Raw genomic sequence first — 22670 nt, 5'->3', positions numbered from 1 at the left:
ATCGGCGCTGCCGCTGTCGGTGTTCACGGGATGACTCCAGGTTTTTCGTCGTGGAGGTGCGGCTGCTCTTTCTCGAGGCTGTGACTCCAGTGCTCCTCGAGGCTGTGACTCCAGTGCTCCTCGAGGCTGTGACTCCAGTGCTCCTTGAGCGCGCGGGCGATGGCTGCGAGTGCGTGTGGCGCGGTCATGTCGTCGTGGGCCGCGTCGATGTCGTGGTTGGTGATGGTCCCGGTGATCCAGGGCCGCCACCCGTCGGGCCCGAATATGTCCGAGTTCTCGCCGGTGTGCACGGTGGCGCTGAAATACAGTGCGTCCCCGTCGAATACGGGCCGCTGATAGCCGGTCCGGGTGCGGGCGGAGGCATTGTAGGAGGCGGCCATGCGCTCCAGCGTCTGCGCGTCGATCAGGGCCACGCCTCCCATCCGTTCGCGCACCAGGTCGGCGGCCTGTTCGGCGGTGGCTTCGGCGGGGATGTCGGTGATGCCGAAGACGGATCCGAACGCGGCGACGAACGATCCGGCGGTGAGCTTTTCGATGCTGTCACCGTCGATGTCGGTGCTGTCGGCGTCGAGCAGGGCCAGGGTGCCGATTGCCGCACCGCCGGTGTGGAGCTGGGTGGCGACCGCGTGTGCGATGAGGCCGCCGAAAGACCATCCGAGCAGATGATATGGCCCCTCGGGCTGGATCCTGCGGATTTCCGCGGCGTAGCGGTCCGCGAAGTCGGCAATGCTGCGCGCGTGGGGTGCGCCGGTCAGGTCGGGGGCCTGCAGACCGTAGATGGGCCGGCCGGGCGGGAGTGCGTCGGCGAGGCCGAGGTAGGGCCAGGCGATGCCGGAGGACGGGTGGATGCAGAACAGGGGCGGCTGGTCGCCGTCGGGCCGGATGGGCAGGACCACATCCAGGCCCAGTCCGGGCGCGGAAGCTGTCTGAGCGGAGGCCAGTTCGGCCTCCAGACGCTGCCGCCGGAGTTCGGCCATGGCCTGCTGCTCTGCGGCCGCGGCCGGTTCGGCATCGGGCCCGACGGCGAATTCCGCTGCGGCGGTGAGGGCGTCGGTCCACAGCCGGGCCAGCATGGTGATTTCGTGCTTGGGCAGCAAGGTTTCGGGGAAGGTGAAGGTGGCCTGCATCCGTTCGCAGACGACGACAGCGTTGATTTCGATCTCGGCGATGACGGGCACGTCCGGGCATTCGGGGGCGGGCAGGTCGCCGAGTTCGCCGCTGGGCAGCCAGCCGAGGCCCTCCAGCCCGGCCGGAATATCGGCCGTGGCGTAGCGGCCCAGGTAGTTGAAGCCGATGCGCCCGGGTATGCGATCGGGCAATGCCGCGTCGGAGTCGAGGTCAGGGTCGGGGGAGCGGTCGAGGTACCGCAGCATGCCGTAACCGATGCCCTTGTCCGGCACGGCCAGCAGCTGGTGTTTGACCGCGCGGATGGCGGTCCCCATATCGGGTCCGCCCGCCAGTGCATCCCGGGTGTCGATGCCCGGCAAGTCGAGTCGCAGTGGATAAACGGTCGTGAACCAGCCGAGGGTGCGGGAAAGGTCCGCGCCCGGGATGATCTCCTGCTGCCGCCCATGGCCTTCCATGCGCAGCAGCACCGAGTCACCGGAGTGGGTGCGCCAGCGCATGATCGCCAGTGCGAGGCTGGCGAGCAGCGCGTCCTCGACGGTGCCGTCGAAGAGCGCCGGGAGCGTGGTGAGCAGTGCGGTGGTGACCTCCTCGGAGATCTCGATGTCGACAGCGCGCACGGTCGGTGCGAGGTCGACGTGCGGGTCGAGTTCGCGCCGGCCCAGCGGGAGGTCCGGGGTGGCGGCGATATCCCGCCAGTAGTCGAGTTCGGCTCGCCGCGCGGGAGTTCGGGCCGCGTCGCTCAGCGCGTGCGCCCACCGCCGCATGGAGGTGCCGGTCTCCGGCAGTATCGGCGCCGCGCCCGCACTGATCTGGGCCCAGGCGGCGATCAGATCCGGGATCAGAATCCGCCACGACACCCCGTCGGTCACCAGGTGATGCGCGACCAGAATGAGCTTCCCGTTCTGCCCGGGCCGGTTCGAGACCGGGTTCAGCCACACCAGTTGCAGCACGGTCCCGGCGGCCGGGTCGAGCCGGTCGAGCGCGGAGTCGAGTTCGGTGACAGCGTATTCGCGCAGTTCCACGGTATCGGCGGTGTCGTATTCGATGCCGTAGAGCAGATTGTCGACATCGACGCTCCCCGGTGGCCGGGTCTGCAACCGCCATTCGCCGTCGATCCGATCGAGCCGGGCGCGCAGCATGTCGTGCCGGTCCACCACGGCGGTGACGGTGGCGACCAGTCCGGCGCGGTCGATGCCGGGCGGCAGGTCGAGCACGGCCGTCTGCGCGAAACGCCGGTGATCACCGCCGCGTTCGAGCATCCAGTGCACGATCGGCGTGAGCGGCAGCTCGCCGACCCCGCCGCCGGGCAGTTCGTCGAGGGTGACGCTCGCACCCGCGGCCTCGGCGAGTTCGGCGAGGGCCGCGACCGTGCGATGCTCGAACACCTGCAGCGGGGTGATCTCCAGTCCACGCAGCCGGGCGCGCGATACCAGCTGGATGGCGAGAATACTGTCACCGCCGAGCGCGAAGAAGGAATCGTGCACGCCGACCCCCTCCGCTCCACCTCCCTGCGCTTGGCCGAGCAGTTCGGCCACGATCTCGGCGAGCACGGTTTCGGCCGCATTGCCGGGTGCGCGGTACTCGGTCTCGGCCTCGAACACGGGCTGCGGCAAGGCTTTCCGGTCGAGTTTGCCGACCGCATTGAGCGGGATGGCGTCGAGGACCGTGAGGGCCGACGGCACCATGTACCCGGGCAGCCGATCGGCGGCATGCGCGCGTACCGCGGCGATATCGAGGGTGCGTCCGGGCTCTGGCAGCAGGTAGGCCGCCAGTGCGGTGGCACCACCCGGACCCGGAACACCCAGGGTGACAGCGAATTCCACGCCCTCGGCCTCGGACAGCGCAGCGTCGATCTCGCCGAGCTCGATACGCTGGCCGCGCACCTTGACCTGGAAGTCGGTGCGTCCCAGATATTCCAGCCGTGGCGCGTCGAGTGCGCCGGTCCACCGCACAAGGTCGCCGGTTCGATAGAGCCGCTGACCGGGCTGCCCTGAGGGATCAGCCACGAACCGCGCCGCGGTGAGTCCCGGCCGCCGGTGGTAGCCGCGCGCCAGGGCACGTCCGGCCAGATACAACTCACCAGCCACGCCCATCGGTACCGGCCGCAGCCGATCGTCCAGCACCGCGGCCCCCGCGCCCCGGATGGGTGCACCGATGGTGACCGGCTGTGCAGGCCGCAGCGGCTCGGAAGCCGTTGCCCAGATGGTGAATTCGGTAGGTCCGTAGAGATTGATGAGCGCCCGCCCGGGAGCCCAGCGCGCCACCAGATCGGGCCCGATGGCCTCGCCCGCCACGGCCAGCACCCGCACACTCGACACGGCCGCCGGATCCATGGTCGCCAGCGCCGACGGTGTGATCACCAGATGCGTGACACCCTGTGCCGCAATGAGATCCGACAGCGCCTCACCGCCGAACACATCGGGCGGTGCGACCACGGCGGTGCCGCCGCTGCCGAAGGCCATGAGCGCCTCGAAGGCGGAGGCGTCGAAACTCGGTGAGGCGACCTGCAATACGCGGCAGTGCTCACCCAGTGCGAGCAGTTCCCGCTGCGCCCGGACGAGATCCGCGATCCCGCGATGCGAGACCGCGACGCCCTTCGGCGTACCGGTGGACCCGGAGGTGTAGATGAGCCAGGCCGGCTGATCCGGATGCGCCCGCCCAGGCCGCCCGCGCCGAATTCGAGCCCGCGGCTGCGGTTGCCGCCCCGCATCGAGGGGCAGCCACTGAATGCTGTCCGGCAGCAGCCGCCGATGCGTGGTCGTGGTCAGCCCGAGCACCGCACCGGAGTCCGACAGCATGTGATCGATGCGGTCGAGCGGATGGCGCGGATCGATGGGCAGGAAGGTGGCCCCGGCACGAGCACATGCCCAGATGGCGGTGAGCAATTCCGTCCCACGCGACAGTGCCAGGGCCACAACAGTTTCCGCCCCGGCACCCGCGGCGGCGATCTGGGTGGAGAGCCGTTCCGACGCGGCATCGAGGTCCCGATAGGACATGGCCCGCCCGTCGGCGATGATGGCCGGGCACAGCGGGTGCGCTGCCGCGGCAGCATCGAAAACCTCCGCCAGCGTATTCACATCGCTGTAAGCGCTGATACTCCCCGGCCCGCGTACAGGCACCAGAGCGGCACGTTCGCCCGCATCCATGAGATCGATATCGGACACCCGGATATCCGGATCGGCGGTCACCGCGGCAAGCACCCGCAACCACCGGTTCAGCAGCAGTCGCACGCCGGCTTCATCGAAAAGATCAGTGGCGTAGGTGAGTGTCCCGTCCAGCCCCGATTCCCCTTCGCGCAGATCGAAGGTGAGATCGAACTGCGAGGTATCCCGGACCACCGGTTCGAGATCGACCCGCAGCCCCGGGAATTCGATGCTCGGCGCAGTGAAGTTCTGCAACGACAACGACACCTGGAACAGCGGATGCTGCGCCGTCGACCGCGCCGGATCCACCACCTGCACCAGCCGCTCGAACGGCACATCCGCATGCGCGAAGGCATCCAGATCGGTCGCCCGCACGGACGCGAGGAATTCCCGGAACCCACTGCCCGGCCGCACGATCGTCCGCAGCGCCAGCGTATTCACGAACATACCGACCAACTCGTCCAGCGCCGCGTCTCCCCGCCCGGCAATAGCGGTCCCGATCAGCACATCCGGCGTCCCAGCGAGCCGCGACAACAACACCGCCAGCCCCGCGTGTACGGTCATGAACAGGCTGCTCTCGGTCCGAGCCGCCATTTCCGCCAGCGCCCGATGCAGTTCCGGCTCGACGGTGAATGTGAGATCCGCACTCCGCATACTCTGCACCGCAGGCCGCGCCCGATCCGCCGGCAACTCGAGCACATCCGGCGCCGCCCTCAGCTGCTCACCCCAATACCGAATCTGCTGCCCCGCAGCAGATTCCGAATCCTGCTCATCCCCCAGCAACTCCCGCTGCCACAGCGCGTAATCGGCATACTGCACCGCCAGCCCAGGACGCCCACTCTCCACGCCAGCGATCCGCGCCAGATAAGCCGCCACCAGGTCAGCCGCCAGCGGCGCCATCGACGCCCCATCCGCGCTGATGTGATGAACAACGAGCACCACAACGTGGACATCGCCGCCGCCGTTGCCGCCGGACGTCCCCGCCGGGGCAGTTACCGGTCGTGTTGCCACGCCAGAGGCGATCCGCGGACCGGACTCTGCCACAAGGTGGTCCGCGGGTGCTGTCGCAGCGTGATCTGCTTGGACCGGCGCGTGGCCGGCAGCGGCGTCGGCGCGGTCTCGGATGCGCGCCACTCCTACGCGCAGTGGCGACTCGCGGGTGAGGTCGAAGCCGGTGCCGGTGAGTTCGTCGATCCATTGGCGCAGTGGTGCGCCGTCTTCGGTTTCGGTGTGATGGATGTGGGGTGCGGCGGTTTCGACGCCGACCACGATCTGGCGGGGGCCTTCGGTATCGGCCGGGTAGATGGTGCGCAGAGCTTCGTGGCGGGCGACCACATCGGATACTGCCTGTTCCAGTGCGGTGCGGTCGAGGTCGCCGGTCAGGCGGAGGGCGACGGTGATGTTGTAGGCGGCCGAGGTGGGGTCGAGGCGGTTCAGTACCCAGATGCGTTGCTGGGCAGGGGAGAGTGGGATGCGGTCGGGGCGGATGCGGGGTGCGAGAGCGGGGCGGCCGGAGAGGTCGCCTGCCGGGACGACGCGGTTCGCGAGCTGGGCGACGGTCGGTGCGTCGAACAGGTCGCGCAGGGCGATCGTCGCGCCGAGGGCCGCGTTCACGCGGGCGACCACCTTGGTGGCGCTGAGGGAGTTGCCGCCGAGTTCGAAGAAGGAACGGTCGATGCTCACCCGGTCGGTACCGATGACCTCGGCGAACACTTGCGCGACGGCGGTCTCCACCGGTGTGCGGGGGGCCAGATATCGTTCTTGGAGGCTCTCGAAATCTGGTGCGGGCAGGGCATTCCGGTCCAGTTTGCCGACCGGCGTGAGCGGCACCTCGTCGAGTTCGATCAGGTAGCTGGGCACCATGTAGCCGGGCAGGGCGGCGGCCACGCGGGTGCGCAGCAGTTCGGTGTCGAGCCTGTATCCCTGCGCCGCAACGACATACGACACCAGGATGGTCTGGCCGCCGGGTCCGGGCGTGCCGATGGTGGCCGCGTAGTCGACCTGGTCGTCGGCGGACAGGACGGCGTCGATCTCGCCGAGTTCGATGCGGAGGCCACGGATCTTGACCTGGAAGTCGCTGCGCCCCTGGTATTCCAGCTCCCACTGCGCCCCGTCGGCGGTCTTGACCTCGACCCACCGCACCATATCGCCGGTGCGGTACATGCGTGCGCCATCGGCCTCGTACGGGTTCGCGACGAAACGTGTTGCGGTGAGCCCGAATCGGTTGAAGTAGCCGCGCGCCAGGGCGGGCCCGCTCAGGTAGAGCTCACCGGTGATGCCGATCGGCACGGGCCGCAGCCAGGTATCCAGGACCATGGCGCCCGCGCCGCGGATGGGCGCCCCGATGGTGATCGGGTCTCCGGCGCGCAGTTCGCCGGGCCCGGTCGCCCATACACTGAATTCGGTGGGCCCGTACAGATTCACCATGCGCCGCCCGCGCGACCAGGCTGCCACCAGTTCGGGTCCGGCGGCTTCACCAGCCACCGACAGACACCGCAAGTCTTCGAGGCCGTCCGGATTCATGGTGGCGAGTACCGACGGCGTGATGACGGCGTGCGTGACGCGCCCGGTGCGCATGAGCTGCTCGAGTTCACTGCCCCCGTACACCTCCGGTGGCGACAACACGAGCCGTCCGCCGGAGCCGTGTGCCATGAGCAGTTCGTGCACCGAGGCGTCGAAGCTCGGCGAGGCGACCTGCAGCGCGCTGGCCGTGTCGTCGAGGTCGAGCAAACTCTGTTGCGAGGCGGCCAGATTGGCGAGTCCGCGGTGGCTGAGCAGTACGGCCTTGGGTTTACCCGTGGAGCCGGACGTGTAGATGAGGTATGCGACCTGCGCCAGCTCGATGGGTCCGCCGCGTTCGGTGTCGGTGATGGGTGCATCGGAGACGGTCATGACGCGGCGGATGGTGGCGAGGTCGTCGAGCAGTAGCCAGTCGATGCTGCCGGGCAGTGTCTCGCCGACCTCGCAGACGGTGACGCCGATGGGCGCGCGCGAGTCGGTGAGGATGTGCTCGATGCGTTCCACCGGATAGTTGGGGTCCAGTGGCAGGAAGGCGGCGCCGGTCTTGGCCAATGCCCAGACGGCGACCACGGATTCGACGGATCGCGTCAGGGCCAGTACCACGAACACTTCGGGGCCGACACCCCGGCGCAGCAGTACCCGCGCGAACCGGTTGGACCAGGCGTCGAGATCCCGGTAGGTCATGGTGAGGTTCCCGGCCGCCACGGCGATGGCGTCGGGGTTCACCTGGGCGCCGGCCGCGAGTATGCCGGCCAGCGAGCGCATGGGTACGGGTTCGCCGCCGTGTACGGGCAGCAGCGCACGGCGTTCCCCGGCATCGCAATGCTGCAGCCGAGCGACCAGTCGGTCTGGCCGCGCCGCAATCTGTTCCAGCAGGTACACGAACCGTTCCAGCAGTCGCCGCGCCCCCGCCTCGGGAAGTTGATCGGCCATGAACTTGATGCTGATCTGCAGGCTTTCGGCCCCGTCGGCCGCGCGCTGCGGAATCACCATGAGGTTCAGCGGGTACGGCGTGGCATCGGTGCCGGACACGTCGAGGATCCGCATGCCCGCGATATCGAGTGCCTGCGAGAGGCTTTCGCGGTCGATGGGATAGGACTCGAAGACGGTCAGGGTGTCGAACAGTTCGGGCAGTCCGACGGCCCGGTGAATGGCCGCCAGCCCGACATGCTGATGGTCGAGCAGCCGCGCCTGTTCGGTCTGCACCCGCGCCAGCAGTTCGTCCACGCGTTCACCGGGTTCCAGCCGGACCCGCACGGGGAGCGTATTGATGAACAGCCCGACCATGTCCTCGATGCCGGCCAGCTGCGGCGGCCGCCCGGAGACGGTGCCACCGAAGACCACATCGGTGCGCCCGGTGAGCATGGCCAGCACCAGCGCCCAGGCGGTTTGCACGGCGGTGTTCACGGTCGCACCCGCGGCGCGGACGGTGGTTTCCAGCCGGGTGAGTGCCGCCGCGGTGAAATCGGCGGAGACCATGCCGGATTCGGTGGAGCCGATATCGGCCAGCGTGGGCACTGCGCGGGTAGGTCCGTCGACCCCGTCGAGCGCCTCCGTCCACGCGGACATGGACGCGGCGTCGTCCTGTTCGCCGAGCCAGCCCAAGAATTCACGATAGGAATGAGCCGGACCGGTCGGTACTGCCTGCCCGATGCTCGCGGCGAGGTATGTGGCGAGCAGTTCCCGCACCACCAGCGGCGTCGACCAACCATCCAGCACCAGATGGTGATTCGCCATGAGCAGCGTGTAGGCCTCGGCGTCGGTGCGGATCAGGGTGAACCGCAACAGCGGCGGGCGGGTGAGATCGAACCGGGTGCCCGCATCGACCGCGACCAGGCGTTCCAGCTCCCGCTGTCGTTCGGCGGGGTCTGCGATGGAGCTGAGATCGACGTTCTGCCAGGGGATCTCGGCGGTACCGACCACCAATTGCGCGGGCCCGTCCGGGGTTTCGGCGAAAGCCACCCGCAGCACCTCGTGCCGGTCGAGCAGCGCCTGCGCGGCGGTGCGCAGCCGCGCCGAATCCACGCGCCCGGCCAGCGACAGCTGCGTCTGCACGGTGTAGCCGTCGGCGGTATCGGTGTCATAGCGGGCATGGAAGAGCAGCCCGTACTGCAGCGGCGAGAGCGGCCACACATCGGTGAGGCCGGGATAGCCGCGTTCCCACTCCTCGATCTGCTGCTGCCGCAAGGGAATCAGCGGGAAATCGGAGGGCGTGTGCCCGCCGGTCCCGGCCTCCCGGGCATGCGCGGTGAGCGCGGTGAGCGCGTCGGCCCACAGATCGGCGAACCGCCGCACCTGGCCGTTGCCCAGCAGCCGCGAGGCGTAGGCCCAGGTCACCTCGAGGCCCGAGTCGGTGTGGAAAGCATTGATATCGAGCACCGCCGCGAGCGGTGCATTGTCATCATGGGTTGCAGTGAATCGCCGCGGCAGCCAGGGCGTTTCCGCACCGTCCGGCTGATCCGCCCCCGCGCCCGTCCGGCCGAGATAGTTGAAGCTCAACTGCGGCACAGTCGCCCCGGCCAGCGCCGCCCCGGCATCCGCATCGAGGTAGCGCAGCATCCCGAATCCGACACCCTTGTCCGGAATAACCCGCAGCTGCTCCTTGACGGCCTTGAGCGCCGCCCCGGCCGCCGGTCCCGCCGCGTAGGCATCGTCGAGGTCGATCCCGCTGAGGTCCAGCGCAACCGGGTACACGCTGGTGAACCAGCCGACAGTGCGCGACACATCGGCGCCCGGCAGGATCGACTCCTCCCGCCCGTGACCTTCCAGCGTGAGCAGGGTCTGCGTGGTCTCCCGCGCCCGGCTCGAAGCCATCGCAAGCGCGGTGAGCAGGACATCGTCGGGCCCGCAGTGAAAACGCTCGGTCACCAGTTCCAGTGCCGCCGCGGCGGTCCCCGCATCGATGGTGGTCCGCACCTCCGCCATGGTCTCCGCGGTATCCGCCCCCGAATCCAGCGTCCGCGACCCGAGCAGCGGATCCGGCGTAGTCAGAATCCGTTGCCACAAAGGCAGTTCCGCAACGCGCCCACCGACCCCCTCGAGCTGTCCGTGCGCCCACCGCCGAAACGACGTCCCGACCGGCGCGAGCGCCCCGCCCGCCCACGCGGTAGCCAGATCCGGCAACAGAATCCGCCACGACACCCCGTCGGTGACCAGGTGATGCAACACAACCCACAGCAGCGGCCCACTGTCTTCCCGCTCGAGCAGCACGAACCGCGCCATGATCCCCGCAGCCGGATCGAGCAGGTCAGCAGCCCGCTGCAAAGCCTGCTCCACCTCACTGGTCCCCGCCGGCACGACGTCGATCAACGCCCCCGCCTCGACGGATCCGGGCTCGGCAACTCGCCATTCCCACTGCGCGGCAAGACCTGTCGCCATTGTTGTCGGCGAGCCCGTCAGGACGCCGCCCGTGCTGCCCAGGATGTCTGCGGTCGAGGTCCCATTTGTGACACCCGGCTTGCCCGGATCGTTGTCGGGCCTGCGCGTCAGAGTGCTGCGCAGCAGGTCGTGCTGTTCGAGCAGTGCCTGTACGGCGATCGGCAGACGGTCACGGTCGATGTCTCGGGGGAGGGGGATCAGGGCTGCCTGGGCGAAACGTGGCCAGGTGTGGCCTTGTTCGAGCATGGCGTGGACGATCGGGGTGAGGGGGACTGTGCCTATCGGGCCGCCCGGGAGTTCCTGGATGGCGGGTGCGGTGACTTCGGTGGCGATGGTGGCCAGGGCGGCGACGGTCTTGTGTTCGAAGACGTCTCGGGCGCGCAGGGCGAGTCCGGCGGTTTTGGCGCGTGCCACCAGTTGGATGGCGACGATGCTGTCGCCGCCGAGGGTGAAGAAGTTGTCGTCGGCGCTGATCTCGTCGAGGCCGAGGACCTCGGCGAAGATGGCTGCGAGTACGCGCTCGTTCGGGGTGGCGGGCGCTCGGCCGGTGCGGTCGCGGGCGAAATCCGGTGCGGGGAGGGCGCGGCGGTCAACTTTGCCGGTGGGTGTGAGCGGCAGGGTTTTCAGGACCATGACCACCGACGGCACCATGTGTGCGGGAAGTTGCTGCGCCACGGTCGCTTTGACGGCTTCCGGATCCAGGCCCGGATCATCCGCGGTTATATAGGAGACGAGAGCGGTCGCGCCGCCGGGTGTGGTCGCGCCTACCGTGATCGCTATCTGTACTCCGGGATGCCGCGCGACCGCAGCATCCACTTCGCCGAGTTCGATGCGGAAGCCGCGCACCTTCACCTGGGTGTCACCGCGGCCGAGGTACTCCAACTCCATGCGCCCATTGCGTCGCAGCCATCGCACCAGGTCGCCGGTGCGGTACATGCGGGCGCCGTCCGCGCATGGATCGGCGACGAAGCGCTGGGCGGTGAGGCCGATGCGCTGGTGATAGCCGCGCGCCAGACCCGGGCCGCTCAAATACAACTCGCCGATCACGCCTGGCGGCACGGGACGCAGCCACGGATCCAATACGAGTGCGGCGACACCGCGGGCCGGCGCGCCGATGGTGATCGGATCGGCGGGGGAGAGCGGGGAGCTGAGGGTGGCGGTGACGGTCGCCTCGGTGGGGCCGTAACCATTGATGACGCAGCGCCCGGCCCAGCGCGCGGGCAGTTCCGGCGGGCAGGCGTCGCCGCCGACCACCACGGTGCGCAGTCGCGGCAGCGTCTCGGGTTCCAGTGAACCGGCCACGGCGGGAGTGACATTCAGATGGGTGACCTCGAGTGCGCGCAGCACTCGCGCCAGATCCTCACCGGCATAGGAAGTGGGCGGCACCACGGCGACGGTCGCACCGACGGCCAGAGCCACCAGCAGCTCCTCCACCGAGATGTCGAAACTCGGCGAGACCGCGTGCGCCACTACCGCATCCGCACCGACGCCGAAGGCCGCGCCGGAGCCGGTCGCGAGATCGGCGAGCCCACGATGGGTTACGCCGACGCCTTTGGGCAGGCCGGTGGAGCCGGACGTGTAGATCAGGTACGCGAGCTGATCGATCAGCACGGGCGACAATCGATCGGCATCGCTGATCGGCGCGGAATCGGCTGCAGCAAGCGCCGTTTCGACCTCAGGGTCGTCCAGTACGAGCCACTGCACCCGATCCGGCAACGCGGCGCGAGACGCGGCCATCGTCACGCCCGCCACCACGCCGCTGTCGGCGACCATGTGCTGAATGCGATCCACCGGATACCCGGGATCGATGGGCACGAACGCCGCTCCGGTCTGCGCCACCGCGTACATGGCCAGCACCGACTCCGCCGACCGCGGAATCGAGATGGCCACCGCCCGTTCGGGTGCTGCGCCTGACTCGATCAGAACTCGAGCCAATCTGTTGCTGTACTCGGTGAGCTCTCGATAGGTGAAAACGGTCCCGTCTGCCCGCATAGCGATGGCGGACGGCAGTTTCTCCGCGCCGGCGCGCAGGATATCGGGCAGCGTGCGCGCCGGCCCGCCACGTCGTCCCTGCGCGGGTGCGAGTTCCGCCCGTTCCTCGGTCGTGATCGTGGTGAGCCCAGCCAGCCGTGCCCCCGCGCCCGCGGCCAGGAACCGGCGCAGGAATTCCAGGAACCGCGCATGCAGCTGCGCGAGCTCCTTGTCCCCGTACCGGTTCGGATTCGCCTGGAAATCGATATGCGTGCGCTCCCCGCCGATCCCCGGATACACATTGACGAACAGATCGTCGATGAGCCCCGACGTGAGCACATGCAGCCGCCCGGTCACCCCGCCCAGCCGGATGCGGGTGTCGGCGAGCATGAGGTTCACCGTCGGCCCGAACCCCGCGACATCGTCCATGGACCGCCCGAGGTCGCGAATGATGTCCTCGTGCCGGTATCGCTGCCGGCGCAGTGCCGCGGTGAGCTCCCCTTGCGTGCCGCGCACGAGATCACCGACCGTCGCGGTGGCGGCCGGATGCAAGCGCAGCGGAACCACATTGGCGACCATGCCGCCGGAGCGGCGCAGGGCAGCGGTGGTACGCCCGGAGACGGGCAGGCTCAGCACGATCTCGCCGCCGCCGGTCATGGCGCTGACGAAGGCAGCGAAGGCGGCGACCACGACGGGTGCGGCGCTGGTCGACATTTCGGCGGTGAGCGCGTCGAGCAGCGCCGCGGTCTCGGTGCTCAGCGCACCACTGAGCAGTCGCGGGTGCGCGTCGACCGCCCCGGTCCGCGCGCCCAGCTGCTTCGGCTCGGCCATCCCCTCCAGATGCTGCCGCCAGTACTCCCGATCGACCTGCAGCTTGTCCGAATTCCGGTATGCGACATCGGCTTCGGCGATCGTCTGCAGCGGTTCGGCCTTGCCCGCGGGGATTTCGTCGCCCCGGATGGCGGCATTGTAGATTTCGCCGGTGCGTTGCAGCATGGTCAGCGCGCCGACGCCGTCGAGCAGGATGTGGTGCAGCCGCGAATACCAGTACCAGCGTTCGGGTGCCACGCGCAGCATGGCGACCATGCAGAGGCGGTCGCGGGTGAGGTCCAGGGGTGCGGTGTATTCGGCGCGCATCCAGGCCTGGGCGGCGGCCTCGGGGTCGGGGGCGCCGGTCAGGTCGATGGTTTCGATGTGGTCGTCGAGGCCGGTGTCGACGAGTTGCCAGGGCAGTTCGTCGATTTCGAGCAGTCGCAGGTAGCCGGTGCCGAATTCGCGTCCGGCCCGGCGGGCGGCGTCGGCGAGCAGGCCGACGTCGACCGCGCCGGAGAATTCGACGTATTGGGCGATGGAGATCGGGGTGTCGCCGGCCAGCTGCTGGGCGAACCAGATTCCGCGCTGGGCGGCGGAGAGTGCGAAGGAGCCGGCGGGTGTGGAGCTGAAAGCCATGCTGAAACATCCTGCGAGCTGGTGAGATTCGGAGGGGGGTCAGGAGGCCTTTCGCACCCGGTGCAGTTCGGCGTCGGTGAGCGGCGCATCGGAGCCGGTGAGGTATTGCTGCAGGGTGGAGCGCTCGTCGAGCACCAGCCAGCGGCTCGGATCCGTGAGCCGGGCGAGACCCGCCTTGGTGGTGATGCCGAAATCGGCGCGGGCGGAGTTGGTTTCAGTGGCGAAGGGCACCGGGGTGGCGCCGGTCTTGGTGATGGCCAGCCGGGACACGATGGACTCGAGCCGAGGGGTATCCGCGATCACGACCCGGGTGCCGGGGCGGGCTCCGAGCTGCAACAGCATGCGCGCCAGGCGATTGCTCCAGCGGTCCAGCTCCGCGGCGGTGAGCTCGCAGTCGGCAGCGGTCGCCACGACACGGTTTGCAGGCGATTCGACCGGCTTGCACATCGAACATCATCCTCTCGGAGGAACGGCTTCGTGGGAGTGTTGAAGATGTCTTCAACTGTCGCCGTTCGAGGCCGTGTCAGACACCGACCCCAGTGCTGCCGGGTGTTGCTCCGAGGGTGATCAATTCCCCATCAAGGGTGGGTATGCGGGCGGTATCGAGATCACTCAGCTGCCGAGATCTGCCATGGCCGAGGAGATCATGTTCATGGAGTCGCGGGGGCTCAGCGCCATGGCGCGCAGCTGATCGAACATGACGCCGTAGCGGCGGACCTCCGGATGACCTTCGATCAGTTCGTCACTGGCGATGCCTTCGACGTAGACGAGCTCCGGATCGGCCGGGTCGGGGAAGTCGAGCAGCGTGAACGAGCCGAGCATGCCGGGGTGGGCGCCGGCGTCGAAGGGCAGGATCTGCAGGATGACGTTCCGCTTCTCGGTGTGATCGAGCAAGCGCTGCAGCTGTTCTCGCATGATCTCCGGTCCGCCGATGACGCGGCGGATGACGGCCTCGTCGAGGACCACCCACAGTTCCAGCGGGTCGTCCTTGGTGAGGACGTTGGCGCGTTCCTGGCGGGCCCGGATGCGTTGCTCGATAACCTGATCCGAGACCTTGGGCATGGTGGTCTGGTACACCGCGTTCGCGTACACCTCGGTCTGTAAGAGGCCGGGGACGTAGGTGGACTGGAAGAACCGCGCCGAGAGCGCCTCGGCTTCGAAGTTGATGTATGCGCCGTAGACCTCGGAGACGGCATCCTCGAAGGAGCGGGCCATACCGGGGCGGAGCGCATCCACCAGCAACTGCAAGGCATCTGAACGTTGCGGCTCACCGATGTTGTAAAGGTCCAGCATCGCGGTCAGGGTGCGGCGCTGCGGCCTGGCCTGAGCTGTCTCGATCCGGTACAGCGTGGTGACGTTGATGCCGGTCTTCGTGCTGACCACCTCTTTGCTGAGGCCGGCGGTTTCACGCATCTCGTGGAGCATCGCCGCGAGCCTGCGCAAACGGACGGTAAGCACGGTGCGCTTGCCTGCCATGACAACCCTTTCGCCTTGCGCACTTCCTAGAACGCAGTATTGCGTTCTTGCATTTGTAAGAGCATGATCCAGCTAGCCTATTCGTGTACAGCCGATCCGATGACCGGTATAGCTGAATCCGGAGACCAATCATGTTGGTGCGATTAGTGATGCTGTCGGGTGCATGGGGAGAGTTGAGATGACCACGTCCATAGCCGGCGTGCTGCCGACGGCTCCGCAATTGCTCTGTGCCTTCCAGGGACGCCGTTTCCAAGATCGAGTTCTGTTGCGGTCGGCGCACGCCCTCGCGGAGTTACACGAGCGGCGAGCCGAAGTGCGTGATGCCATGCTGATCACCGAGATCGATTGCCGCCGCGGTGAACTGGTTGACGATATCAATGATTGGGTGGAGCAGGAACTGCCGCAACACCGCAACGGGACTGCGTTACACACCGAAAGTCTGGGTGCGGTAGTGGATCGTATGGCCCGGAGCTGGGTGGAAGCCAATCAGGTGATCGATCACGAGGGCGCGGCCAGCGATAACACCCATAAACACTGGTACCATCTGGCCGAACTGGTGGACGGCTACACTGATCTCGTAATCGACGTGGCCGGTGGCCGTCGCCGTTTACCAGAACAATGATTCCAAATGCATTGACACAATTGATGCATTGCTACAGAGTCATTTGTCGCCAGCGGTGACGTCAACCGAGTGGGGCTGTTGGACCAATAGCCTGCTCGAACCCTGAGACGTTGCCCGCCTCGAAGACGGCGGGCGCAACGGGGCGCCCCGCCCGGCGTGCCGCGTGGTCGACTGGCGCGGCACGCCCCACCGAGAAAGCTTGCACAACCCTCCGGTTTTCTTTTGTGGGTGCCCTGTTTGTGAAATTCACTTCTTGCTTTTCACTTCTTTCACGTCGAATGAACGGAGTCCTGGCATGTCCGCGGGGGAGATCACGGCGAACGACCTGTACCAGCAGGCGCTGGGCGGCACCTTCCGGCTGGCCGAACCGGTCGCCCGCAAGTGCGCCGCGAACTTCCTGCGCTTCGCTGATGCCCTCGACTCGCAGATCGACTCCTCCCACCGCGTCCACGCGCTGACCGGCTTCGGCGGCTTCGACTCCGCCCGCCAGCTACGACACGGCTTCGAATCCAAGGCCGGGCAACTCACCGAAGCCCTGACCGGACTACAGGATTCGGCCCTCCGCATGGCGGCCGCCTACCTACTGGCCGCCGGCCTGATCCGGGAATCCGATGATTCCCATTCCCGCGCCCTGCTCGCGGCGAGCGCGGGCCTGGAGCCCCCGGGCTGATCCCTCCCCGGGGAAAACAGTTGGGCCGGCATCGGTTTCGATGCCGGCCCGACTGCTGTGCCCCGGCTCCGCCCCCGCCGGCCGCACGCACGTAATCGTGGTGTGGGCGTGGGGGTTTGGTTAGCATCGAAATTACGTGACGTGTGTTGCGTGTGTGACGGCTGTGAGCTGTGACGGGCTGTGAGCTGTGACCACTGTGAGCATTGGGGGGATCGTGCGGCAGATCATGGTGGCGGGGATCGTGGGAGTGGCGGTGGCGATCATCCTGACGCCATTGCTGGTCAAGCTATTCGGCGAACGATCCCCGGCCCGCGACCACCGATACGCGGGGCCGACGGGTCTCGCCGCGGAACGCGGGACGCCCACGCTGGGCGGCGTGGCCGTCATCGCGGGTATGTGGGTGGGATACCTGGTGGCGCACCTCGTCCGAAGTCCCGGCGGCGGTTTGGGGTTGAGCGCCTCCGGGCTGCTGGTGCTCGGCTTGAGCACCGCCTGCGGTGCCGTCGGGTTCGCGGACGACTTCGTGAAACTGCGCGAGGGCCGGAACTCGGGAGTCACCGGCGGCGGGAAGTTCTTCGGGCAGGTGGTGGCCGCGGGCGTGTTCGCCCTACTGGTCCTGCACTTTCCGGACGGGAACGGCTTCACCCCGGGCAGCCGGAAACTCTCCTACGTGCGCGATATCCCGATCATGTCACTGTGGGTCGGGGCGTTCGTGGTACTGGTGTGCTTCCTGGTGGTGGCCTGGTCCAGCGCGGTCACCATCAGTGACGGACTGGACGGCCTGGCCGCCGGGTCGATGGCCATGACGCTGGGCGCCTATGTGCTGGTGACCTTCTGGCAGTACGCCCACTCCTGCGCGGCCAAACCGGTGCCCGGTTGCTACGACGTCCGCGACCCGCTCGACCTGGCCCTGGTCTGCGCGGCCGGGGCCGGCGCGTGCATCGGATTCCTCTGGTGGAACGCGGCTCCCGCCAAGATCGTCATGGGCGAGACCGGGTCGCTCGCCATGGGCGGACTACTCGCGGGACTGTCCGTCACCACCCGCACCGAACTGCTCATGGCGGTCATCGGCGCGCTGTTCGTGGCCGAACTGGCCTCGGTCGTGCTGCAGGTGGCGGTCTTCCGCACCGCGCATCTGCGGCTCTTCCGGATGGCCCCGTTTCACCACCATTTCGAATTCTCCGGCTGGGCCGAAACCGCCATCGTCATCCGATTCTGGCTGCTGGCGGCCCTTTCCGGCGCCATCGGGCTCATGCTGTTCTACGCGGAGCACCTGCCCGCGCGCACCTGAGCGGTCAGTTCCGCGCCAGCCAGGTGACGATGGCGGTGACGGTCTCCGGATCCAGCTCGGCGTCGTCGGCGTTGTAGCGGGCCATGACCTCGGCCTGATTCAGCTCCGCGCGCGGGCGGGGCTCGTACTTGAGGACGTGATTCGCGTTCTCCGGGAACAGGAACGACACATTCTCGCGGCCCTTCGCCGCTTCCTGCAGCACCTCACCGTCGGCCTGCCAGTCCACCTGCAGGTCCTTCTCACCGATGATGACCAGCGCCGGCACGGTCACCCGCGCGAGTGGCGCCGCCGCATCCGCCGTCCACAACTCACGCGCGAACGGCAGATTGGCCGGATTCTCCAGCGAACGCAGCAGATTCACCACGCCCTCGGGCAACGCGGGATCCGGCGCCACCGGCTCACCGGCCAGGAATCGCGCGATCGACGTGTCGTACAGCCCGAGCAGCTCGGTCCCACCGGGCACGGCCGCCGCCTGCGCGGCCAATTGCGCCCGGGACACATCCCCGACATTGCGTCCCGGCGGACCGGTGAGCACCAGCCCGGCGAAGGGCGGGCGGTCATCGCTCAGCGCGTAGTTCAGGACATGCAGGGTTCCCTCACTGTTGCCCAGCCCGAAGATGCGATCCTCGCGCACATAGTCCTCACCGGCCAGCACTCGCACCGCACCCGCGAGTTCGTCCAGATGACTCTGCATGCTCAGCTTGCCGATCAACAGCGGAATGGTCTCCCGCACATGCGGTCCCGACGCCCGCTTGTCGTAGCGCACCGAGGCGATCCTGGCCTGCGCCAGCGCCTCGGCCAGCAACTTCGCACTCCCATTGCGCCCCGGCAACAGCGGCGAATCCCAGTCCCGATCGGTCGGCCCGCTCCCGGCCACGAACGCCACCCCGGGGAACGGCCCCACCCCCTCCGGCCGCACCACCGTCCCGCAGACCGTGGTCTCACCGAGCGTCCAGCTCACCTCGCGACTCTGCACGCCCGAATCGTACGCGGCGCCGATGGACGGACCGTGTATTCAGTGCGCCAGGAAGTTTCGAATCGCCTGGGCGATCTCCTCCGCGTGCGTCTCCAACGCGAAGTGCCCGGTGTCGAGGAACCGCACCTCGGCCTTCGGAAGGTCGCGCTGGAAGGCCTCGGCCCCCGCCGGCAGGAAGAACGGATCGTGCTGCCCCCAGATGGCGAGGAACGGTGGCTGATGCTCCCGGAAGTACTCCTGGAACGCCGGATACAGCGCCACATTGCTCTGATAGTCCCCGAACAGATCCAGCTGGATCTCGTCCGCGCCCGGCCGCCGCAGGTAAAAGACGTCGAGCGAATACCCATCGGGCGACACCGAATCCACGTCGCTGACCCCGTGCGTGTACTGGAAGACGGTGCTGTCCAGCGTCAGCAGCTCCCGCAGCGCCGCACGATTGGCCTCCGACGGATCCTGCCAGTACGCGCGGATCGGATTCCACCCGTCACTCAAACCCTCCACGTAGGCATTGCCGTTCTGCGAAATGATCCCCGTGATCCGCTCCGGATGGGCGAGCGCGAGCCGGAACCCGGTCGGCGCACCGTAGTCGAACACGTAGACCGCATACCGATCGAACCCGATGACCTCGGTGAACCGATCGATGACGCCCGCCAGATTATCGAACGTGTAACTGAACTCATCCCGCCCGGGCAGGTCCGACTGCCCGAACCCCGGCAGATCCGGCGCAACGATGTGAAAACGGTCCGCCAGCTTCGGAATCAGGTCACGGAACATATGACCGGCACTCGGAAACCCGTGCAGCAGAAGCAGCTTCGGCTTCCCCGGCTGACCGGCCTCGCGATAGAAAACCTTGAATCCGTCGACATCGGCACGGCGGTAGGTCGTAGCAGTCATGATCGATCCCGCATTGCTCCTGGCCGATGTGTCGGGCCTCGATTTCCTGAACTCGATTGCGACGCCGGTGGACGAACCCGTCGACTGGATTGCCGATGGCGAGGGCTTGCTGCGTTGGCTCGAACAGGCCGGGATGGTGCCGCGGGCTGTGTTGGATGGATTCCGCTCGGGCACCGAGTCCGCCGCTCTCGACGCTGTCGCCGCCGAGGCGCGCGAGTTGCGTGAATGGTTCAGGGCTTTCGTGCGGGCGCGGAAAGGGCCGTTGCTGACCGGTGTGGATCTGGGTGAGCTGGATCGGTTGAATGCTCTGCTGCGCCAGGACGATCGGTTCGACGAGATCGCGGCCGGTGGCGGCGCGCTCGAATTGCGCTCGAATCGGCGATGGTCGTCACCGCGATCGCTGCTGATGCCGATCGCCGAGGCGATGGCGAAACTGGTGTGTGAAGAGGACTTTACGTATGTGAAGGCCTGTGAGGGCGTGCGGTGCACGCTGATGTTCGCCGATCACACCCGCGGCCATGCGCGCCGCTGGTGCAGCATGGCGCTGTGCGGGAACCGGGCGAAGGTGGCGGCCCACCGGCAGCGGCTCAAGGACCGTGAGCGGCAGTAGGTCGCCGCGCTGCGGCTAGGAGCCCTTCAGGAAGCGCAGGTAGAAGCCGCCGAACACCAGGACGATGCCGACGTTCACCAGGAGCCGGGCCCAGAAGTGGTGCCTGAAGATCGCGACGTCCAGGCCGACTATGAGGGCCACCATCGCGAGTATGTAGAGCACCAGGATCGCCTGTTTTCCCATGCGCCATTCTTACTACGCCCCGGCACGTGAATCCGGGATGATTCGCGAACCGAGGGTGTCGGTGCGCGGCGCTACTTCCAGGTCGCCGAGCCGGGATCAATGCCGTGGCCGAGGGCATTCGCGTCGATGACGGCGCGGAACCAGACGGCCAGTCCGGGTTCGAGAGAGTCGTAGTAGGCGGCGTAGCCGGGCTCGTCGGTGAACTTGCGGCCCAGGCAGACCTGCATGGCGAGGGTGCAGTCGAAGTAGCGGGACATGAGGGCGCGATGGCGGTCGGCCAAGGTGCCGGCGGCGGGGGAGCCCGGGGGTACTCCGCCGCGGAGGGCGGCCGCGAGATCGGCATTGAAGGTTTCGGTTTCGGCAGTGATGGCCTGCCAGTCGGCGGGAGTGAGGTCGGAGACTCGATCGGTGTACTGGGCCCATTGAGTGGTATCACCCCAACGGTTTTCGGCCTCCTCCACCCACTCCGGCTGCCAATCGGCGCCGAAGATCTCGGCCTGCTGCTCGACGGTCAAGCGCATGCCGGTGGCGGTGGCCTCCAGCATGCGGTCGACCGCGGTGACCATCTGCTCCAGATGCGAAATGCGTTGCGCCAGTTCGGCTCGCTGGGTGCGCAGGTGGCGGCGGGCGTCGATGGCGGGATCGTCGAGCAGGCGGGTGATCTCGGCGAGCGGGAAGCCGAGCTCCTTGTAGACGAGAACGCGATGGATGCGGGCGATGTCCTCGGCGGAGTACACCCGATACCCCGCATGGGTGCGGTCGCTGGGCCGGACCAGGCCGATGAGATCCCAATGATGCAGGGTGCGCACGCTGATGCCGACCAGCGCCGCGGCCCGGCCGACGGTCAGGCCGTCGGCCGGGGCGGGATCACCGATGCCGGGAGAGTGCGTCATCGGCCCAGTATCGTGCAGCGCGGAACTCACGCGCGGGGCACCTCGATGCCCACCGCGCGCAACCGGTCGGCGGCGGCGCTGTCCGGGTCCAGCGGCCGGGCCGCGGTCAGGACCACGCGGGCGTTCTCGGGCGTGACGACGGTCAGTTCCGCCGAATTCCACGGCTTCTCCTCGGGCCCCGATGTACAGCCGGGGACGAGCCGTTCGCAGCGCGCGGCCACCTCGTCGAGCTGGTTCAGGACGCTCGCGAAGCTGATCGTCATGGCGGTCGGCGCGGCCGCGGGTGCACCCGGCACCAGCAGCACATCCTGGAAGGCCCACCGCCGCAGATGTGTCACCTGCCCGGGAATGGTGAAGAGGTCGATGAATCCGAGCCCCTCCAACCAGAAGTCGCGGGAGGCGGTGAGGTCGGCGGTCGGGATCGTCACGAACTGCGGCATGCCGTAGATCTCGCGGTAGACATCCGGGGCGGTCGCGTCGAGCGCGGGAAGGGGCACCGGGCTGAGATATTCGGTCACCGGGCTGAGGTATTCGGTCATGTCCCGATCGTCGGGGCTGACGCTACGTGAGGGTCAAATCCGAATTCCCGGCCCGCAGCGAATCCGGAAGAGCCCGCACGGGGCTGACCGCACCCCTCGCGTGCGGCCAACCCCGTGCGGAAAGCCGTCAGCGCAGTGCTGCCCGGCCTTTGAGACGGCCGAGGATCACCAGGGCGATGAGAGTCACCAGCACCAGCAAAGTGGTGCTGGCCGCGGCGTCGAAGACCTCGCCGCGATCCGTCTCGGCGAAGATGGTGACGGGGAGGGTCTTCCACGTCGCCGGATAGACCATGATGGTCGCGCCGAGTTCGCCCATGGACAGGGCGATCGCCAGACCCGCGGCGGCACCCAGGGCAGGGAGCAGCAGCGGCAGAGTGATCCGGAACAGGACGCGGACCGGGCCGGCACCCAGTGATTCCGCGGCCTGTTGATAGCCGGGGTCGAGTCGGTCCAAGGCGGCGGACACACCACTGAAGGCGTAGGCCAGCACCAGCACCGTATGGGCAAGAATGACAATCCATTTGGTCCCGCCGAGCAGCAGCGGGCGTTCATTGAAGGCGATGAGCACACCCAGGCCGATGGCCACGGACGGCACCGCCACCGGCACGTGGAACACCGCATCGGTGATGCGCCGCAACCACTGCGGAGCCTCCCGCGAGGCCAGCGCCGCCCAGGTGCCGAGCACCAGCGCGAAAAGCCCGGCCAGCAGCGCGGTCTGCAGACTCACGGACAGACTCGCCGACTCTTCACCCGACAACGCCCGGTTGAAGTTGGCGAACCCGAGATGCGACGGCAGCGGGCCGTCCCACCGCCCGGCCAGCGCGGCCGCGACCACGGTCGCGATCGGCGCCACGAACACGATGGTCACGACCACCGCGAAGGCGGCCAGCACGGTCATCCGCCCGCGGCGGGTCCACACCAGCATGG

The 22670-nt window shown here is 67.9% G+C and carries 13 protein-coding genes; 4 read left to right on the top strand and 9 right to left on the bottom strand.

The window, feature by feature from the left end; all coding sequences use genetic code 11:
* Window positions 1-23: 23 nt before the first annotated feature.
* The 3 genes from ACH438_RS07820 to ACH438_RS07810 form a co-directional block, all read right to left on the bottom strand.
* Window positions 24-13589 carry an amino acid adenylation domain-containing protein gene (locus tag ACH438_RS07820; RefSeq protein ID WP_397002475.1) on the bottom strand — a complete coding sequence of 4522 codons (13566 nt, stop codon included), beginning with the start codon at window positions 13587-13589 and terminating at the stop codon, window positions 24-26.
* A gap of 39 nt (window positions 13590-13628) precedes the next feature.
* Complete coding sequence (locus tag ACH438_RS07815) at window positions 13629-14000, bottom strand: AMP-binding protein (protein WP_397002473.1); 372 nt, start codon at window positions 13998-14000, stop codon at window positions 13629-13631.
* Between the two features lie 201 nt (window positions 14001-14201).
* The gene (locus tag ACH438_RS07810) at window positions 14202-15014 is read right to left on the bottom strand and encodes a helix-turn-helix domain-containing protein (protein ID WP_397003682.1); all 813 of its coding nucleotides are present in this window, start codon (window positions 15012-15014) and stop codon (window positions 14202-14204) included.
* 313 nt (window positions 15015-15327) lie between these two features.
* On the opposite strand from ACH438_RS07810, the gene ACH438_RS07805 reads away from it, so the two are divergent.
* The 3 genes from ACH438_RS07805 (at window position 15328) to mraY (ending at window position 17648) form a co-directional block, all read left to right on the top strand.
* Window positions 15328-15687, top strand: a complete 360-nt coding sequence (locus ACH438_RS07805) for a DUF4254 domain-containing protein (protein WP_397003680.1) — start codon at window positions 15328-15330, stop codon at window positions 15685-15687.
* Window positions 15688-15982: 295 nt separating this feature from the next.
* Window positions 15983-16357, top strand: a complete 375-nt coding sequence (locus ACH438_RS07800; protein ID WP_397002471.1) for a hypothetical protein — start codon at window positions 15983-15985, stop codon at window positions 16355-16357.
* Window positions 16358-16571: 214 nt separating this feature from the next.
* Window positions 16572-17648 (top strand): phospho-N-acetylmuramoyl-pentapeptide-transferase, encoded by a 1077-nt coding sequence (gene mraY / locus ACH438_RS07795; RefSeq protein ID WP_397003678.1) that lies wholly within the window; start codon window positions 16572-16574, stop codon window positions 17646-17648.
* A 4-nt stretch (window positions 17649-17652) separates the two neighbouring features.
* Here the strand turns inward: mraY and ACH438_RS07790 are convergent, their stop codons facing one another.
* Window positions 17653-18624, bottom strand: a complete 972-nt coding sequence (locus ACH438_RS07790) for an alpha/beta hydrolase (RefSeq protein WP_397002469.1) — start codon at window positions 18622-18624, stop codon at window positions 17653-17655.
* Window positions 18625-18663: 39 nt separating this feature from the next.
* Window positions 18664-19518: an alpha/beta fold hydrolase gene (locus tag ACH438_RS07785; RefSeq protein ID WP_397002467.1), complete on the bottom strand. Its 855-nt coding sequence runs from the start codon at window positions 19516-19518 to the stop codon at window positions 18664-18666.
* Here ACH438_RS07785 and ACH438_RS07780 point away from each other — a divergent pair.
* Window positions 19517-20128 (top strand): CGNR zinc finger domain-containing protein, encoded by a 612-nt coding sequence (locus ACH438_RS07780; RefSeq protein ID WP_397002465.1) that lies wholly within the window; start codon window positions 19517-19519, stop codon window positions 20126-20128. The genes ACH438_RS07785 and ACH438_RS07780 overlap by 2 nt on opposite strands.
* Window positions 20129-20143: 15 nt before the next feature.
* Here the strand turns inward: ACH438_RS07780 and ACH438_RS07775 are convergent, their stop codons facing one another.
* From ACH438_RS07775 to ACH438_RS07760, 4 genes are all read right to left on the bottom strand, one after another.
* On the bottom strand, window positions 20144-20311 hold the full coding sequence (locus ACH438_RS07775; RefSeq protein WP_397002463.1) for a hypothetical protein: 168 nt from the start codon (window positions 20309-20311) through the stop codon (window positions 20144-20146).
* Window positions 20312-20382: 71 nt separating this feature from the next.
* Complete coding sequence (locus ACH438_RS07770; protein ID WP_397002461.1) at window positions 20383-21204, bottom strand: MerR family transcriptional regulator; 822 nt, start codon at window positions 21202-21204, stop codon at window positions 20383-20385.
* A 26-nt stretch (window positions 21205-21230) separates the two neighbouring features.
* Window positions 21231-21743: a VOC family protein gene (locus ACH438_RS07765; protein ID WP_397002459.1), complete on the bottom strand. Its 513-nt coding sequence runs from the start codon at window positions 21741-21743 to the stop codon at window positions 21231-21233.
* 127 nt (window positions 21744-21870) lie between these two features.
* Entirely contained in the window at window positions 21871-22668 is a 798-nt protein-coding gene (locus ACH438_RS07760; RefSeq protein ID WP_397002457.1) for an ABC transporter permease, read from the bottom strand.
* Between the last annotated feature and the right edge of the window lie 2 nt (window positions 22669-22670).

Origin of the sequence: Nocardia sp. NPDC020380 (assembly GCF_044386975.1) — a bacterium.
Classification (GTDB): Bacteria; Actinomycetota; Actinomycetes; order Mycobacteriales; family Mycobacteriaceae; genus Nocardia.
Note: the sequence above shows the minus strand (reverse complement) of the source record. Positions and strands in the feature narration are given on the sequence as shown.

Coding starts and splice junctions, on each gene's coding strand:
- ACH438_RS07820 (WP_397002475.1), bottom strand. CDS start 13,589: ATGGCTTTCAGCTCCACACCCGCCGGCTCCTTCGCACTCTCCGCCGCC.
- ACH438_RS07810 (WP_397003682.1), bottom strand. CDS start 15,014: ATGCTCCACGAGATGCGTGAAACCGCCGGCCTCAGCAAAGAGGTGGTC.
- ACH438_RS07800 (WP_397002471.1), top strand. CDS start 15,983: ATGTCCGCGGGGGAGATCACGGCGAACGACCTGTACCAGCAGGCGCTG.
- ACH438_RS07780 (WP_397002465.1), top strand. CDS start 19,517: ATGATCGATCCCGCATTGCTCCTGGCCGATGTGTCGGGCCTCGATTTC.
- ACH438_RS07785 (WP_397002467.1), bottom strand. CDS start 19,518: ATGACTGCTACGACCTACCGCCGTGCCGATGTCGACGGATTCAAGGTT.
- ACH438_RS07775 (WP_397002463.1), bottom strand. CDS start 20,311: ATGGGAAAACAGGCGATCCTGGTGCTCTACATACTCGCGATGGTGGCC.
- ACH438_RS07770 (WP_397002461.1), bottom strand. CDS start 21,204: ATGACGCACTCTCCCGGCATCGGTGATCCCGCCCCGGCCGACGGCCTG.
- ACH438_RS07765 (WP_397002459.1), bottom strand. CDS start 21,743: ATGACCGAATACCTCAGCCCGGTGACCGAATATCTCAGCCCGGTGCCC.
- ACH438_RS07760 (WP_397002457.1), bottom strand. CDS start 22,668: ATGCTGGTGTGGACCCGCCGCGGGCGGATGACCGTGCTGGCCGCCTTC.